The organism is Enterobacter cloacae complex sp. ECNIH7, assembly GCF_002208095.1.
Classification (GTDB): Bacteria; Pseudomonadota; Gammaproteobacteria; order Enterobacterales; family Enterobacteriaceae; genus Enterobacter; species Enterobacter cloacae_M.
Genome location: NZ_CP017990.1, coordinates 2,894,012 through 2,909,122, shown reverse-complemented (window position 1 = coordinate 2,909,122; position 15,111 = coordinate 2,894,012). Strand labels below are relative to the sequence as shown.

At 57.1% G+C, this 15,111-nt stretch carries 14 protein-coding genes; 2 read left to right on the top strand and 12 right to left on the bottom strand.

Annotated features, from left to right (window positions below; genetic code table 11):
* Positions 1 to 45: 45 nt before the first annotated feature.
* The 4 genes from WM95_RS14300 to WM95_RS14285 all read right to left on the bottom strand — a co-directional run bounded on the left by WM95_RS14300 (position 46) and on the right by WM95_RS14285 (position 1,883).
* Positions 46 to 414 carry a hypothetical protein gene (locus tag WM95_RS14300; protein WP_063409686.1) on the bottom strand — a complete coding sequence of 123 codons (369 nt, stop codon included), beginning with the start codon at positions 412 to 414 and terminating at the stop codon, positions 46 to 48.
* Between the two features lie 87 nt (positions 415 to 501).
* Positions 502 to 1,062, bottom strand: coding sequence for an RNA polymerase sigma factor (locus WM95_RS14295; protein WP_081247961.1), 561 nt, complete (start codon positions 1,060 to 1,062; stop codon positions 502 to 504).
* Positions 1,063 to 1,067: 5 nt separating this feature from the next.
* On the bottom strand, positions 1,068 to 1,487 hold the full coding sequence (locus tag WM95_RS14290; RefSeq protein ID WP_023311873.1) for a hypothetical protein: 420 nt from the start codon (positions 1,485 to 1,487) through the stop codon (positions 1,068 to 1,070).
* Positions 1,488 to 1,643: 156 nt separating this feature from the next.
* The gene (locus WM95_RS14285; RefSeq protein WP_032668446.1) at positions 1,644 to 1,883 is read right to left on the bottom strand and encodes a hypothetical protein; all 240 of its coding nucleotides are present in this window, start codon (positions 1,881 to 1,883) and stop codon (positions 1,644 to 1,646) included.
* A 155-nt stretch (positions 1,884 to 2,038) separates the two neighbouring features.
* On the opposite strand from WM95_RS14285, the gene WM95_RS14280 reads away from it, so the two are divergent.
* On the top strand, positions 2,039 to 2,590 hold the full coding sequence (locus WM95_RS14280) for a hypothetical protein (RefSeq protein ID WP_088544815.1): 552 nt from the start codon (positions 2,039 to 2,041) through the stop codon (positions 2,588 to 2,590).
* Positions 2,591 to 2,997: 407 nt separating this feature from the next.
* On the opposite strand, the gene WM95_RS14275 is transcribed toward WM95_RS14280, so the two are convergent.
* The 8 genes from WM95_RS14275 to WM95_RS14240 form a co-directional block, all read right to left on the bottom strand.
* On the bottom strand, positions 2,998 to 4,548 hold the full coding sequence (locus WM95_RS14275) for a methyl-accepting chemotaxis protein (RefSeq protein WP_063409689.1): 1,551 nt from the start codon (positions 4,546 to 4,548) through the stop codon (positions 2,998 to 3,000).
* Between the two features lie 89 nt (positions 4,549 to 4,637).
* Positions 4,638 to 5,654 carry a LacI family DNA-binding transcriptional regulator gene (locus tag WM95_RS14270; protein WP_088544814.1) on the bottom strand — a complete coding sequence of 339 codons (1,017 nt, stop codon included), beginning with the start codon at positions 5,652 to 5,654 and terminating at the stop codon, positions 4,638 to 4,640.
* 28 nt (positions 5,655 to 5,682) lie between these two features.
* A complete protein-coding gene (locus WM95_RS14265; RefSeq protein WP_063409691.1) occupies positions 5,683 to 7,089 on the bottom strand; it encodes a sucrose-6-phosphate hydrolase in 1,407 nt (468 codons plus the stop codon).
* A complete protein-coding gene (locus tag WM95_RS14260; RefSeq protein WP_032656958.1) occupies positions 7,089 to 8,459 on the bottom strand; it encodes a sucrose-specific PTS transporter subunit IIBC in 1,371 nt (456 codons plus the stop codon). Before WM95_RS14260 ends, WM95_RS14265 begins: the two co-directional genes overlap by 1 nt.
* A 66-nt stretch (positions 8,460 to 8,525) precedes the next feature.
* Positions 8,526 to 10,043 carry a carbohydrate porin gene (locus WM95_RS14255; protein ID WP_063409692.1) on the bottom strand — a complete coding sequence of 506 codons (1,518 nt, stop codon included), beginning with the start codon at positions 10,041 to 10,043 and terminating at the stop codon, positions 8,526 to 8,528.
* Between the two features lie 173 nt (positions 10,044 to 10,216).
* Positions 10,217 to 11,107, bottom strand: a complete 891-nt coding sequence (locus WM95_RS14250; protein ID WP_063409693.1) for an aminoimidazole riboside kinase — start codon at positions 11,105 to 11,107, stop codon at positions 10,217 to 10,219.
* Between the two features lie 88 nt (positions 11,108 to 11,195).
* A complete protein-coding gene (locus WM95_RS14245) occupies positions 11,196 to 12,407 on the bottom strand; it encodes a diguanylate phosphodiesterase (RefSeq protein WP_047174375.1) in 1,212 nt (403 codons plus the stop codon).
* A gap of 95 nt (positions 12,408 to 12,502) precedes the next feature.
* Complete coding sequence (locus WM95_RS14240) at positions 12,503 to 13,984, bottom strand: alpha/beta hydrolase (protein ID WP_063409694.1); 1,482 nt, start codon at positions 13,982 to 13,984, stop codon at positions 12,503 to 12,505.
* 266 nt (positions 13,985 to 14,250) lie between these two features.
* On the opposite strand from WM95_RS14240, the gene WM95_RS14235 reads away from it, so the two are divergent.
* Complete coding sequence (locus WM95_RS14235) at positions 14,251 to 15,105, top strand: MurR/RpiR family transcriptional regulator (protein WP_063409695.1); 855 nt, start codon at positions 14,251 to 14,253, stop codon at positions 15,103 to 15,105.
* Positions 15,106 to 15,111 lie beyond the last annotated feature (6 nt).

Below are 15,111 nucleotides of genomic sequence, written 5' to 3'. Positions count from 1 at the left end.
TTTACTCCGTGAACAGTGAAAATTATCGTGTGAGGACGATGATTTTCATTCACGGAAAACGCAGTTTTTCAGGTGTATTCGGGGAGGCGGTGCCTGAACGGGCTGTTCTGCGGGAGCCAATGCCCGCCCTTGCGTAAACAGCTGCAGCAGCGCGAAGAAGATAATAATGGCCGGTAGCGCGCCGTCGAAGAACAGCGGCTGGGCGCAGAGAAGCGAGTGAGCGCCTAGCTGACAGGGCGATGGCCCGGACTGCTCGGTGCTGGTTTGCGTTGGGGCATCAGCACTCAGAGAAATCTGCGGATCCAGTCCCTGTAAAAAATGGTTGAGCATCACCGCACGCTGCACGAGGCAAAGCGCCATCGCGAGACAGGTGACGATCAAAAGCCATTTTCCGAGGAGCTGACGGTTGCGCATAACGTTCCAGAGTGACAAGATGCCCCGATCATAAACGATAGTGATGAATCTACAAGTGCCGGAAGTGTAAGGTTTTGTCTGTCGCCGCTATTCGCCCGTCAGCGCGTCATAGACGTCCCGCAGCCGCGTGCGCAGAAACAGCACCGCCTTGTGCTTGCGGGATAACAGCGCCTGTTCGCTGGCGCCCGTCTCCTCTGCCAGCATTTTAATGCTGTAGCCGTGGAGCTCGGTCTTTTCAAACGCCTCCCGCTGCGGCGGCGGCAGTTCAGACAGCGCCTGCCCCAGCTCTTCCCACAGCAGCGTCTTGAGGTACTCCTCTTCTGGCGTGTGCGGTACGCCAAACAGGGTTTCGGCCAGCTCGTCTTCCGGGAAACCGTCGTCGTCTTCGCCCGTAAAATAACCGGAGAGCGACACCTCGCGCTTCTTACGCGCCCGGTCGGTCATCTCGTTACGCGCCGCGCGGAACAGCCAGGCGGCGACGTTTTCGACCGGCTGCTCCACTTTCATCAGCTGATAGGTGACTTCCTGCAAAATGTCGTCGGCATCATCGCGAACGGACGTCCGTCCGCGAATGAAGGCTTTCAGCCGGGCGCGGCAGGCATTGAGCGCCGACATCAGCATGGATCCACCCGCCAGCCCGGCTTTCATCTCGCTCACTCTGCTTCCGGCGCTTTTGGCGTGGCGTCGTCGCGCTTATCGTCACGATGACCGTGCCAGCCGCAGTGGCCGCGACCGTGGCGACCAAACCCTTCGCGGCGCTGCTGAATAAACGCCTCGCGCTGTTCGGGCGTCATGTTCATCCAGCGCTCGTGCATGCGGCGGTGCGCGCCAAACATCCCCGGGCGGAAACCTAACCCGCCAAACAGAATGCGGCTCAGCACCAGAATGCCCAGCGCCTGCCAGAAGCCAATAGCCTTAACGCCGAGAATGGCCGGGAGCAAGGCGTTCCACAGGGTCATCACCACCAGGCCGAGCACGATGAAAATCACCGCGCCGATGACTAAACCCTTACCCATACGGTGGCGACCGAATCCGCGCCCGTGACCTCTGCCGTGCAGTTCAAAATCTCTCATTGTGTTTACCTCGTTTACAGTAACTGATTATGGCTTGTGATGAAGTAGACGGATGAGGAAGGGAAATATTGCTGGGGTGAATAAAATTTTTTGGGCTGACGATTTAGACTCATAGCGGTAACGGCTGACGGGTGCTATGAGTCGCTCGAAAGCAAATCATCGCGTACGAAGAAGTCGCTTAACCAATGCGATAGCAATAATGGCCAGTATGATTGACACTAGTGCCAGGAAGATAAGCAAGGATAATAGTGGATTTAACAAGCCACCTAAACTGGTGAAGTCGCTGATACGGCCAAGTTGCTCGGACGTGCATACACGCAAAATGATCTCAGGAATAATAAGCAAAAATATAATGACGGTCAGGACATAAACCAGAGCACCCTTGCGCTTTCCCATTTTCGATGTTGCTCCTTTCTCAAGATAATAAAGTAATGATAATGCAAGGTTGTATAAAATGTCACAAAATTAATTAATTGCAGACCGCCCGAGGCATTAAAGTTTTGCTAACAACTGCCGATTTATGAATTACCACCTAATATTGAGGCGCCAAAATGTTCTTTGAAAACTTTAAAAATAAGGATTTTATAATTTACTTTATCTATGTCGCTGTATTTATCGTGATTGTGAATAGAGCATATGGAATGTCTAACTTACTAAGATTTGTCTTTCGCTATCTGGCAATTGGTTACTCAGATGCAAGAATGAAAAAACTTGATGACAAATGGTTTGATATCCAACTATTCAAAATAACCAATGGAATTAACACCACCAATTTAAACGACGCAAGACTAATACAAAGAGGGTTAAATGAGGGGGTACTAAAACCATCATGGTTTTTATTTACCAGTTCATGGGGAGACATCACCATAAAGATGTCGAAAAAGAAATTAATCTTATCCTATCTAATGGGACTGGTTATATTTATCATGGGGAATTATGCATGGATTGAGCAAACCCAAATTGTTGATGGATTCGTCAAGATCGATCACAAGGAATTTAGTTATTATCTTTCTAAAGAAAAACTGATTATAACATCATTTAACAGATCTATTGATAATGCCACCGTCCATAGTAAAGAGGATTGCAAGACTATTACAGGTTAAATTCCTAAGGACTCAATGTTCTCTATAGCATGCACGAAGCTACTTGATGATAGACTGTCGTATAAATGGTGGCTTGAAAAAGAAATCCAGTCCGTAAATAGCAGGAAAAATACGCTAAGGCTTATTTCTTACATTTATTGTATCACTAGCGTTTTGTGGGGATTTTCATTATACCAATTCAATCGCGCCAGCACTCATGTCGTAAATTATAAATTATCGATGCAAAATCAAAGTTCATAGATAAAAGTATAAAGCCGCCTTTCACAGAAAGGTAGCTTTCGATAATGGCTCTGTAAGGGGGTATTGCGACTGTAAGTGTACCCGTTATAACTCCATGCATTTTTTGAGATGTCCATTAGTGAAGGTAGTAAACGGCGAGGCTCCAGAGGGAGCCTCGCCTGATACCATCAAGCCTGCACCGGCAACCTAAAACTCGAAATACTCCGTGAAAGCTGCTGCGCCTGCTCTTCCAGCGATGCCGCTGCCGCAGCGGACTGCTGCACCAGCGCGGCGTTCTGCTGGGTGACGCCGTCCATCTCGGTCACCGCCTGGCCGACCTGGCCGATCCCGCGGCTCTGCTCTTCGGAGGCGACGGAGATCTGCTCCATCAGCGTATTCACTTTATTCACTGACGAAATAATCGAGTCAATCACCTCGCCCGAGCGGCTCACCAGCTCCGCGCCGTTTTTCACGCTGGAAACCGACTGCGCAATCAGGCTCTCGATGTCCTTAGCCGCCACCGCGCTTTTCTGCGCCAGGGTGCGTACCTCGCTGGCCACGACCGCAAAGCCGCGACCCTGCGTGCCGGCGCGCGCCGCTTCAACCGCCGCGTTCAGCGCCAGAATGTTGGTCTGGAAGGCGATGCTGTTAATCACGCTGGTAATGTCTTCGATGCGCTTCGAGTTCGCCGCGATGGTATTCATCGTGTCAATGACTTCACGGGTCACCGCTTCACCGGTGTGGGCATTTTTCACCGCGTCCTGCACCAGCTTTCCGGCCTGATAAACGTTGTCGGTATTGTTCGCCACCGTCGCGCTCAGCTCTTCCATGCTGGCCGCCGTCTGGGTCAACGCGGAAGCCTGCTGTTCGGTACGTGACGCCAGGTCGATATTTCCGGAGGCAATCTCCTGCGCCGCGTGCGTTACGGTATGGCTCGCATCGCGCACCTGGGCGATGGTCGCCAGCAGCGCCTGACGCATCTGCTCCATTGAGCTCATAAGATGATCGATTTCGTTATGTGCGCTCCCCTTGACCGGTACCGGAACGTCCAGCTTGCCCGCCGCAATCTGGCTGCAGTGCTCGCGCGCCAGGTTTACCGGCGCAAAGACAAAGCGCTTCATCAGCAGGCTGACGGCGACAATCACCACCACAAACAGGCTGGCGATAGCGGCAATGATCGCCAGGCCGGAGACGAAATTGCTGCTCGCATCCTCGTTCAGGCTTTTGGCGTATTTCTGGTGGACGGAAAGGACCTGGTCGAGAACGATCTCGTACTGGCGGTCAAGACGGGAGACTTCCGGGATCAGCGCGTTGAATTTGGCGATATCGTGCGCCTCGGCGGCGTCGATCAGCGGCGCCAGCCCCTGGTTGCGGTAGTTTTGCCAGGCGTCCTGATAGGCAGTCACCAGCGGCGCTTCATCCGTCAGACGCGGTGAAGCCATAAAGGCCGCAAAGGCGTGGTCCGCTTTGGTCAGCGCCTCTTTCACGGCGGTAAGCTTAGCAGCGCCGTCCGCCGAGTTGCCCGCTTCCACCATCTTCACATACTCCATCACCCGCACGCGCAGCGTACGGCTGTGGTTGATGGGGTCAATAATAGACAGCACAACCTGGATCTCTTTGTTAACGTTATCCAGGGAATTATTACTTTTTATGATGAGGCCAACGCTGGTGACAATGCTCACAACAAAGAAGAAAAGCAGCGAGAACAGGACGATCAGGGACGACTTTTTCAACGACATAAACCAATACCTCAAGGAGAATTATTCCTTATGGTTATCGGCCATTCCAAAACTTAAATTAATTAAAGTTATTGAAGTATCGAACCGGGCTATTTCGCTGGCTTATAGCGTCGCTGCAGGGTGGCATTGAGCTTGCGCTGCAACGGCTGCGGCGTCTCCCCTTCGATCAATTTGCTAATCAAATCAAAGCAGTGCCACGCCAGCTGGCGGTTATCCTGACGAATAGTATTCACCGGGATCGTCAGCGAATCGTAGAGATAGTGATCGTCAAAGCTGGCTAACCTGATATCGCTTTGCAGCAGGTTGTGCTGGCCCATATAGCGCAGCACCCCTTCCAGCAGCCCGCATGCGGCGGCGAACAGCGCTTTTGGCGGACGCCCCAGACGGGCGCAGAGTTCAGCAAACATCTCGTAACCGGAGCTCGGGTGATAGTTGCCGTGAATGATCCACTCCGGGCGCAGCTCCACGCCAGCCTCTCGCAGACCTTGTTTAAACCCTTCCAGACGATCGCGCGTCGGAGAAAGGCGCGGCTGGCCGCCGAGGAAGTAGAATTCATCAGGATGCTGGCGCGCAATGTCGGCCACCAGTTCCGCCGTCGGGGTAATGGAGTCGGTGATGACCAGCGGCAGCGCGCTGTCGTTGATGTGGCGGTCAAACAGGACAACGGGCAGCTGCTCGCTCAGCTTGTGGTAGTCCGCATCGTTAAGCATGCTGGAGGCCACAATCAGTCCGTCAACCTGACGCGCCACCATGTTGTTCACCACCACCGTCTCCTGCCCCGGGTTTTCACCGCTGCAGGAGATCAGCAGCTGAACCCCCGCCTCGCGGCACAGCGTTTCCAGCTCGTGAGAAAACACGGCAAAACCGTAGTTGGTGATCTCCGGGACCACCAGACCAATGGTGTGGCTGCGGTTATCGCGCAGCGACCGGGCGTGAATGCTGGGCTGATAGTGGTGCTCTTTTGCAATCGCCAGCACGCGCTCGCGCGTCTCTTCCGCCACGCGAAGCTCTTTGCTGCGCCCGTTCAGGACCAGGCTGGCGGTGGCTTTTGACACGCCCGCCAGCTCCGCGATGTCTTTAATGGTGACGCGTTTTGTTTTTCTCACAACGACTTAGATCCGGCTGCCAAAACCCTCATTCTATCATGCAGGCGCGCAGCGACCAGTAGCGTAATGTGATATCGGACGCACCTTCGAATCGCACCCGGGCCGGATGGACAGGAAAATAGCGGCTGCTCATCACCCCTTCACCGTGATTGATGAAGATTTCAACGCTGGAGCGGTCGCAGAGAACGCGCAAATGACTGACGTCGCCCTGCCAGTAGCGGGTCAGCGTTTCGCCGGTTTTCAGGCTCGCGCGTTCCAGGCGTATACCCTGCTCATCGACCCTGAGGCGCAGCGCACCGGCAAAATCGACGCTCACCTGCGATGCGCTCAGCTCAAACTCCAGGCGCGTCGCGTCCAGGTCCGGCGCCTCGCTGGCGCGCCCCTGCCAGCGCTGTTCATCTTCACGCAGCGCCGCCAGCTCGCGAGCCGGGGTCTGCCAGAGCCTGCCGTCGCGATAGCGTAATTCGCGCGGGCAGGTCATCTGGTGCATCCAGCCGTGTGTCCGGGTTGGCTGAAGCATCTCTTCCCCGTCCGGTACGCCCATCCAGCCGATCAGAATGCGTCGTCCGTCATCCGCCAGGGTCGTTTGGGGTGCGTAAAACTCAAAGCCCGCGTCCAGCTCGTGCAGCTCGCCGTGATCGAATGCGGCGTTTTCATAGTCAAACGCCCCGCTCATCCAGGTAGCCGGATAGGTGTTAAGATAGCGATGCGGCTCGCGCGCCAGCCCCTGCGGACAGCCGATCAGGACGTGCGTTCCGTCGAGCGCGAACAGGTCCGGACACTCCCACATATACCCCGCATCCGTCAGGCCGTTGACCCCGTGACCGGCGATTTCCCCGCAGGACGCCCAGGCGTGCAAATCGGCTGATTTAAACAGCAGCACCTTGCCGCGCTTTTGCACATCCTGCGCGCCGAGCACCATGTACCACTCCCCGTCGTGCTGCCACACCTTCGGGTCGCGCACGTGGCCGGTGTAGCCTTCCGGCAGCGCCAGCACCGGCCCCAGCTTCTTAAAGGTCCCGTCCGGCTGTTCCACGGCGAGGCACTGCCAGGCCGTGCGGCTGCCGTCATCGAACTTGACGTTGCCGGTGTAGCACAGGGTCAGAACGCCGTGATTGTCCACGGCGCTACCGGAGTAGCAGCCGTTGCGGTCATACTCTTCATCCGGCATCAGCGCCAGCGGCTCATGCTGCCAGTGCACCAGGTCCGCAGAGCTCCAGTGCCCCCAGCATTTAAACCGATGCTCGCAGTCCAGCGGGTTCCACTGATAGAACAGGTGGTAGCGGCCGGCAAACCAGATGAACCCGTTGGGATCGTTCATCAGCCCCGTCACCGGCGCGGGGTGCCACTGCGGATAGTGGCTGTCCGCCAGCGCCCGCGGCTGACCTTTCATAACGGCCTGCAGGATCGCAGGCCAGCGGGAAGGTAACGTCATTATTCAGAGTCCGTTTTATATTTCAGCAGCAGTGAGACGGTAAACGCCACGCCGAAGGCAATCACCATACCGATAATATAGTTGAGCAGCGAGCTGGCCTGCACGATGGCCATGCCCGGAATAGCGGTCAACCCAACGGCGGTCATGTAAACATGAACAGATACCACCCAGGCCCCGCCCACCGCGCCGCCGATCAGCGCGGCGATAAACGGTTTCACGAAGCGCAGGTTGATACCAAAAATAGCCGCTTCGGTGATGCCCAGCATCGCAGAAAACGCCGACGGTAAGGTAATGGCTTTGATTTTGGCATCTTTGGTTTTGAACCACACCGCCAGACAGGCGCCGCCCTGCGCCACGTTCGCCATGGCCCAGATCGGCAGCAGGAAGTTCACGCCAATCGACGGGTTGCCCAGCAGACCGGCTTCAATCGCGTGGAAGCTGTGGTGAATACCGGTGATCACAATCACCGAGTAAAGCCCACCGAACAGCAGCCCGGCCAGCCAGCCCGCGTGTTCAATTAACGTGCTCAGGATAAAGGAGATGCCGTCGCCCAGGGCGCGCCCCGCCGGGCCGATAATCAGCAAGGCGATAAAGCCGGAGATAACGACGGTGAGGAACGGCGTCAGGATCAGATCTAACGCGTCCGGGATCGCGCGGCGCAGATTTTTCTCCACGATGCTCATAAACCAGACGGCCAGCAGCACCGGGAACACCGTGCCCTGATAGCCAATCATCGCGATCTCAAGGCCGAAGAAGTTCATGGTGTGGAATCCGGAGGCCACGCCCCAGGCGTTGGTCAGCGCCGGGTGGGTCAGAATGCCGCCCAGCGTCGCGCCGAGATACGGGTTGCCGCCAAATTCCCGCGCGGCGGTAAAGCCGATCAGAATAGGCAGAATGATAAACGCCGCAGAGCTGCACATGTCCAGCATGATGTAGAGAGCGTTATCCGCATTGACCCAGCCGTAGGTTTTCACCATGCCGAGCAGGCCCATCAGCAGGCCGGAGGCCACAATCGCGGGAATGATCGGGACAAAGATGTTGGAGAGCAGACGGGCAATGCGCTGGAACGGGTTCAGCTTGCGCGCCGCCAGATCCGCGGCCTCAGATTTACTGGATTCGCTAATCCCCGCAGCCTGAATAAACGCGGCGTAGACCTTGTTGACCACGCCCGTGCCAAAAATCACCTGCATCTGCCCGGCGTTACGAAAACAGCCTTTTACGCCGTCGACCTTGCCGATCGCCTGCTGATCGGCAAGCGCGTCATCGACCAGCACCAGACGAAGACGCGTTGCGCAGTGCGCCGCGCTGGCGATATTTTCCTTGCCACCGAGCAGCGGAATAAGCTCGCGGGCGATTTGATTAAAATCCATAGATACCTCTGCCTGACTTCTTTTTATGATGTGCGAAACGCTCCCGCCTGGCGGGAGCGTGATGGGTTAAAACCAGGTTTCCATCTGGACCCCAAAGTTCCATTCCCCGCCGGCGTTGAAGCCGCTGCTGCCAAAGGCATCATCGCTGGCGTAATGATCCAGTTTGCTGCTCCAGTCCATCCAGGTGGCAAACAGACGCAGCTCCGGACGGCTGAAGAAATCGCCGATTTTGCTCGCTTTTAACGTCGGCGCAAAGGTCAGCTTGTAGAAACTGCCGTTGACGGCGTTGCGGTCCTTATAGCCTTCCGGATTTAAATCCATGTACTGATAGCTTCCCTCAAACGCCAGGGCGAAGTTCTGCGTCACCTCTTTAATCAGGCGGGTGTTGAGCGTCACCCACTCATAGCTGTCGCCCTTGACGTAGCGATCTTTACTGCTCTGCGCCAGCACCGCGGGCGCAACGCTCCAGCCGCCGCCGACAGGCGTGACACCGTAACTTGCGAAGCGCCAGGTATCCGCCTCAGACAGCAGCGCGCCGTCGGAACCGATGCTTTTCACTTCCGCACCCAGCCCGTGACCGTACAGCAGCGCCGTTTTGGCTGTCCCTTCCCGCAGGCCGTAGAAGCTCTCATTATGCAAGCCGACCAGGGCATGAACGCCGGTATTGGCGGCGTCGGTTTTGATGAGATCGCCGTTGGTGTCTTTACGGTCGTCGTTATCCTTCGCCCGCAGGCCGCTCACCATCAGCTGGAACGGTCCGGCGAAGTGGTTCATGCTGAGGATATAGTTCTGAACGTTATTGTCGGTCTGCTCCACGCTGCCGAAGTTGCGGCCGTAGATGGAGAAGTTGCTGCGCAGCGAATCGTTCCATTTCACGTCGTAGACGCCGCCGCCGGTACCGGCGAGGAACACCACGTCGGAGTCCAGCCAGTGAATATCAAAGTTGTCGCGGTCGAAGCGTTTACCCGCCCAGAAGGTGCTGCCCTTCAGCGCGCCGGTAAAATCAGGCAGGTTGCCCAGCTCCGCGAAGGCCTGGCGAATATTGAGATCGCTGGTATCGGCTGACCAGTCGTTATAGGTTCTCTGACCGTCGGCCAGCATCGCTTTGAAGCGCGTGGTGGCCCCGTTATCCAGAGTTTGCTTGTGCTCCAGGTTCAGCTCGACGTAGGTGTCGGCTTCGTTACCCAGACGCCCTACCGCGCCGCCGGTTTCTCCGGCCGGGGTCAGATAAGGACCGCTTTTGCTGCTGGAGGCCGCATCGTTCATCAGCAGGCCCGAACGGGCGTAGCCGTGGAACTCAAACCCGCTGCTTTGATCCGCCTTCTTCTCCAGCGCGGTGGTGCGCTGCGCCACCGCCTGGGTGGTCGTTTGCGTCTGCTGCTGCGCGGCAACCAGCTGCTGCGTTTTTTGTTCTGCATCCGTGGCGCGTTTCTCAGCCACCTGCGCACGCGTTTCCGCCGCCTGGAGGCGCTGCTCCATCGCGGCAAGACGCGCTTCGATACTTGTCATATCCGTTTGGGCAAAAACAGAGGTACTTCCGGCCAGCATGCCTATCATCACGGCAAGTCTGCGTTTTTTATACATTTTGTCGCATCCCTAAAAGAAGTCATTAAAAGTGCTAAATTGCTAAACCGGTTTAGGTTGCTGATACTAAACCTCTGAATTTTGGATCGGCAATCTTTTTTGCTAAACCGTTTTAGTAAGTGTGATCGAGGCAACAATTCAGGCCGCCGGATGGCGGCCAGTGGAGGAAGGAATTACAGATCGTGCTGCCAGGGCAATGCGGTCATCGCCCCTTTGGCCGTGGTGGCTAATGCGCCGCAGCGCTGGGCAAGCGCGATGACCGGCGTCAGGTCCTGCCCGGCAGCCAGCCCGTAGAGCAGCCCCGCCACGAAAGCATCGCCCGCGCCGGTGGTATCGACACACTCAACGGGCGTTGCCGGATAGTGCTCCACGGCGCCGTCATGCCAGGCGATCACCCCCTCTTTTCCCTGGGTGACCAGCACCAGACGCGCCAGGCAGCGCGCCATCAGCGCGTCCAGACCGACGTTTACCTCGACATCTCCGGTTAGAAACGCCAGCTCTTCGACGGAGAGTTTCACCACGTCAGCGCTCTGCAGGGCCAGCTCCAGGCAGCGGCGCAGCGCGTTCTCATCCGGCCAGAGATCCGGGCGAATATTGGGGTCGAAGCTGACGTAGCCGCCCGCCTCGCGAACGGCGGCCATCGCCTCAAACGTCGCAGAACGGCTCGGCTCTGCGCTTAACGCGATGGAACAGACGTGCAGCCACTCCCCGGCGCTGAACGTCGGCAGATCGGCGGATTCGAGAAACAGATCGGCGCTCGGGCGCACCATAAAGGTAAACGAGCGTTCGCCGTGGTCGTCGAGATCGACCACCACCGTTGAGGTGCGGTGCGCCGGGTCAAGGCGCATAGACTTCACGTCGACCTTTTCGTCAGCGAGCGTTTTCGCCATAAAGCGCCCGAAGGGATCGTCGCCAACCCTGCCGATAAAGGCGCTCTGGCCGCCCAGCCGGGCAATACCGACCGCAACGTTTGCCGGTGCGCCGCCGGGACACTGCAGCAATCTGCCTTCTCCATCGGGCAGCAAATCCACTACCGCATCGCCAAGTACCCAGATTTTTTTCATGCTTTCCTCGCAGCTAAACAATGTTAAACCGTTTTAGCTATTTAAGCACAGGCAGTGCGAAGGGGAAATAACGCGGGAGGAAAATTGGCTAACGCACCAGATGCGGCCAGTGAATATCACCGACGCCATTAAGCTGCGGGCGGGCAAACAGAAAGCCCTGGAAGCGGCGGATCCCGGCAGACTCGAGCCAGCACCACTCCTCTATCTTCTCGATCCCTTCCGCCACCAGGGTAATTTCGAGATCGGAGCAACAGCTGACGATGGAGCGCACAATCGCCTGCTTCGGGCCGCTGAGGTGGATATCGCTGACTATCTCCCGGTCGATCTTAATTTTATCCGGCTGGAAGCGGGTCAGCAGCGAAAGACCGGCATAGCCGGAGCCGAAATCATCGATCGCCAGGCCAATCCCCTCACCGCGAAGCTGCTTGATGGCGCTATTAAACTGGTTGAAGCCGGAGATCATCTCGTTTTCCGTCACTTCAATGACCACCTGCTCCGGCTGAAGGCCATGTTTTTTTATCTCGCTGACCAAAAATTCCACGGCGTTGGGGACATTCACCAGCGACATCGGCAGCAGGTTTACCGCAATCTTATGGCTGCCAATGCCCAGTTTTTCCGCGAGAGCAAAGGCATACGCTTTCGTCTGGAGATCGACTTCGTAGATTTTGTCCGGGTCGAGGGCGCTGAAGAAATGCTCCGGGCTACCGCCTTCGTTGCCGCGAATAAGGGCTTCAAGCGAACTGATCTTCCCTTCCGAGGGCTCAACGATGGGCTGGAGCGCAAACTGACAGGTTTGGTTGGCCATCAGCCCCAGGTGTTCGCCAAAGGGCAACGCCTCGGGTGAAAGCGTCCATTTTTCAGGTACGTAGCGTGCACCCGACAGGGCCGGACGTTTGCCTGTGATAAACGTCTGAATAAATTTGAACACCCGGTCATCGGATGTGAGATAGCTTTCCAGCTTGCTGTAATTCAGAACCGACTGCAGCACCTCTTTCGGTGACTGCGTCTGCAGATCGAAGAGCAGCATACCGACGTTTTCGAAGCGCCTGCGCGGGCCATAGTCCCGCATCAGCTCAACCACTCCACTGTGCCGCTTGTCGTCACGGATTTTATGGAACAGCTTGAGCACGCTCTCTTCCGACCCTTCGAGTATTTGCAGCACATCGCTGCCTTTTGCGAGCAGAACCCCGGTGATATTCAGACTGGCATTGCGGATCCGGGCGCGCTCCACCAGTTCCCGCAGCTCGGTGGAGGGGCGGGATAAATTCAACTGGCTTCGGTAAATCAGAGTCGTCAGCACAAAAATGGGTTCCGATGAGAAAGTGAGGTGCCTTGAAGCTACTATTTAACATACATAATCAATGCGACCTAACATATTCACACCACAGGGGAACGTTACTTTTCCCCGTTGCCAATTCGGCTGTCGATCCTCTCCTGCATATAGTCGTAGAACGGATTCGAGGTGACCCGCATCAGCGCCTCTTTTCCGACGCTCAACACGGAGGTTTCGCCCCAGAGCGCAATCGTCCCCAGGCTGATGCCGTAGCGGTTTTTCACCCCAGGCTCACTGCCATAGAGATCGTCATCCGGCGGGAACGGCACCGCAATATGCGACAGGGAATAGACATCCTGCGGCCAGGCCTGCGCCAGCGGCACGACCGTCTCCCGGGTGCTGCCTGCCGGAGTGATTTTCGCCACAGTCGAGAAACTGTGCTCGCTGGCATTGGTAATAATCGTGACACCGTAACGCCTCTGCGCAACCGGCAGCAGCGTCGAAGTTGCCGTCCACGACGACGGTTTGAACAGCGGACGGAAGCTCGCCGCCTGGTTGATGTCAAACACCACCAGCTCGCTGCCGTTTGCCGGAAGCTGGTCAAACAGGCCGGTCGCCACCGCGCGGGTGCTGACCGTGGAATCCATGACCGACTGGAACGCCAGGATCGGCGGCAAATTCGCCAGCCTGTTCTCCCGCGCCTCGCGGCCGATTTGCTCCTGCAGAGCCTTCGTCAGAAGCCATGACTGGCGGGCGGCGTTCACCGGGAACGAGTTATATTTGTACGGGTTATATTCCGGAGAGATATTCAGCCACGCCGCTTTGGCAAACGCCGGCAGCAGCGCCGGTAACCCGGCGAAACCGGCAAACCGCGCAAAGGCCGTCACGCCAATCATAGGTGAGAGGAGTATCACCTGCTGCGGTTTACGCAGCGAAGGCGCGTCCAGCGCATCGAGGGCATATTTCATCGCCAGCGCCCCGCCGTTGGAGTAACCCACCAGGTGCAAAGGCGCAGCCTCGCCCGCCAGACGCGTGGCCTCCCGCACCGCAAGACGCGTTGCCGCGAGCCACATTTCCCAGTCGACGTCGGTCAGCGCGCCGGGCGCGGTGCCGTGCCCGGGCAGGCGCGGGACCACGGCCACAAAGCCGTGCTGTTGATAGTTCACCGCAAGCCGCCGGACGCTGTAGGGCGAGTCCGTCAGACCGTGCAGCAGCACCACCGCGCCGCGCGGCTTTCCGGCAGGCATCAGCACAAAGGAGCGGTTGGCATCGGGCGTAAACTGTCCCGGCCACACCAGGCTCTGGCGATAATAGCGGTTTAACGGCGTGCGTTCCTCGCCCTCTGTTTTCGCCGTCACCGCATTATCAAGATCGGCGAAAATGGCATTTTCCCGGGCGATATACCGGGCAAAATCGGCGTTATCCATCTCGCGCACGGACATCTCATCGGCCCGCCAGGTATGCCAGAGGTGCAGTTCCGGTCCCTGCTGCGAGAGATAGACCCGAACCGCCAGCAGGACGACCAGTACGATCCCAACGACCATCCCTATTTTCTTTGCAAGCGCCATCAGGCGCACGCTGACTCGCCAGGGCAAATTTGCCATGCCGGGATCCCTTTTATATTCACAGTACATCTATCTTATCAAAAATGTGAACGGACTGACGTATTCACCAAATTCATATCTGCCGCGTCAGACAGTGCACCAAAAGTGAACTACGCTGCACAAATGTTGATCATTGGTTAAACAAATATTGCATGAAGTTTACTGCACAGCGGGTTTCACCCGCCCTGTGAACCTGGCACGCGTCATGCATTGTTAACCCGGTAACAAAAATTCGGCCTTTGACAGCCTGTTAACAGCGAGGCGGTATGACGACGAAACCTGAGATGTTGAGCCGTATCGAAGCGACATTCAGCCAGCTCACGCCCAGCGAAAAGCGGGTCGGAAGCTGGCTGCTGGCGCACGCCGCGCAAATCCCGTTTGAAACGGCGGAGAGCATCGGTCAGGCAAGCGGGACCAGCGGAATTACCGTCGGACGCTTCCTGCGCAAGCTGGGGTATCGCAACCTGGAGGATGCCAAAAAGAGCCTGCGCGATCCGTATCAGCCCTGGGGCATGAACGAGCGGCTGGACTCCTGGCAGCAGCAGCGCCCCCTTTCCAGCCGCCGTCAGCACGCCCTGTCGCTGGAAGTGGATGCCATCACGCAGGTGTACCAGATGGCGCAAACGGACGCCTTTCGTCAGGTGGTGCACAACCTCGCCCACGCCGACGCGGTGTTTGTGCTGGGGATCCAGTCCACGCGCGGGATTGCCAACGCCTTCTTTAGCCACCTTGAGTACCTCCGCCCGCGCGTGAGCTATTCAGAAGGCGCTTCCGGCAGCTGGGTGGAATCCCTCAACTCGGGGTTTTCGCACCCGTACGTCGTGCTGACCGATACGCGCACCTACTCCTCGATGGCCCGCCAGTACTGCCGCGTCGCCAGCGAGAAAGGCATTCCGCTGGCCTTAATCACCGACATCTGGTGCCCGTGGGCGCGGGATTACCCGATTGATTTACTGCAGGTGAAAACCGATACCGGTCACTTCTGGGATTCGCTTGCCCCCGTGAGCTGTCTGTTCAACCTGCTGCTGTCGGGCGTGGTGGAAGCGCTGGGTGATGCGCTCCCGGCGCGTCTGGCGGTAAACCGGCAATTACAACAAGAGTTTGGTCAATTCGAACGCTAAAGGAGC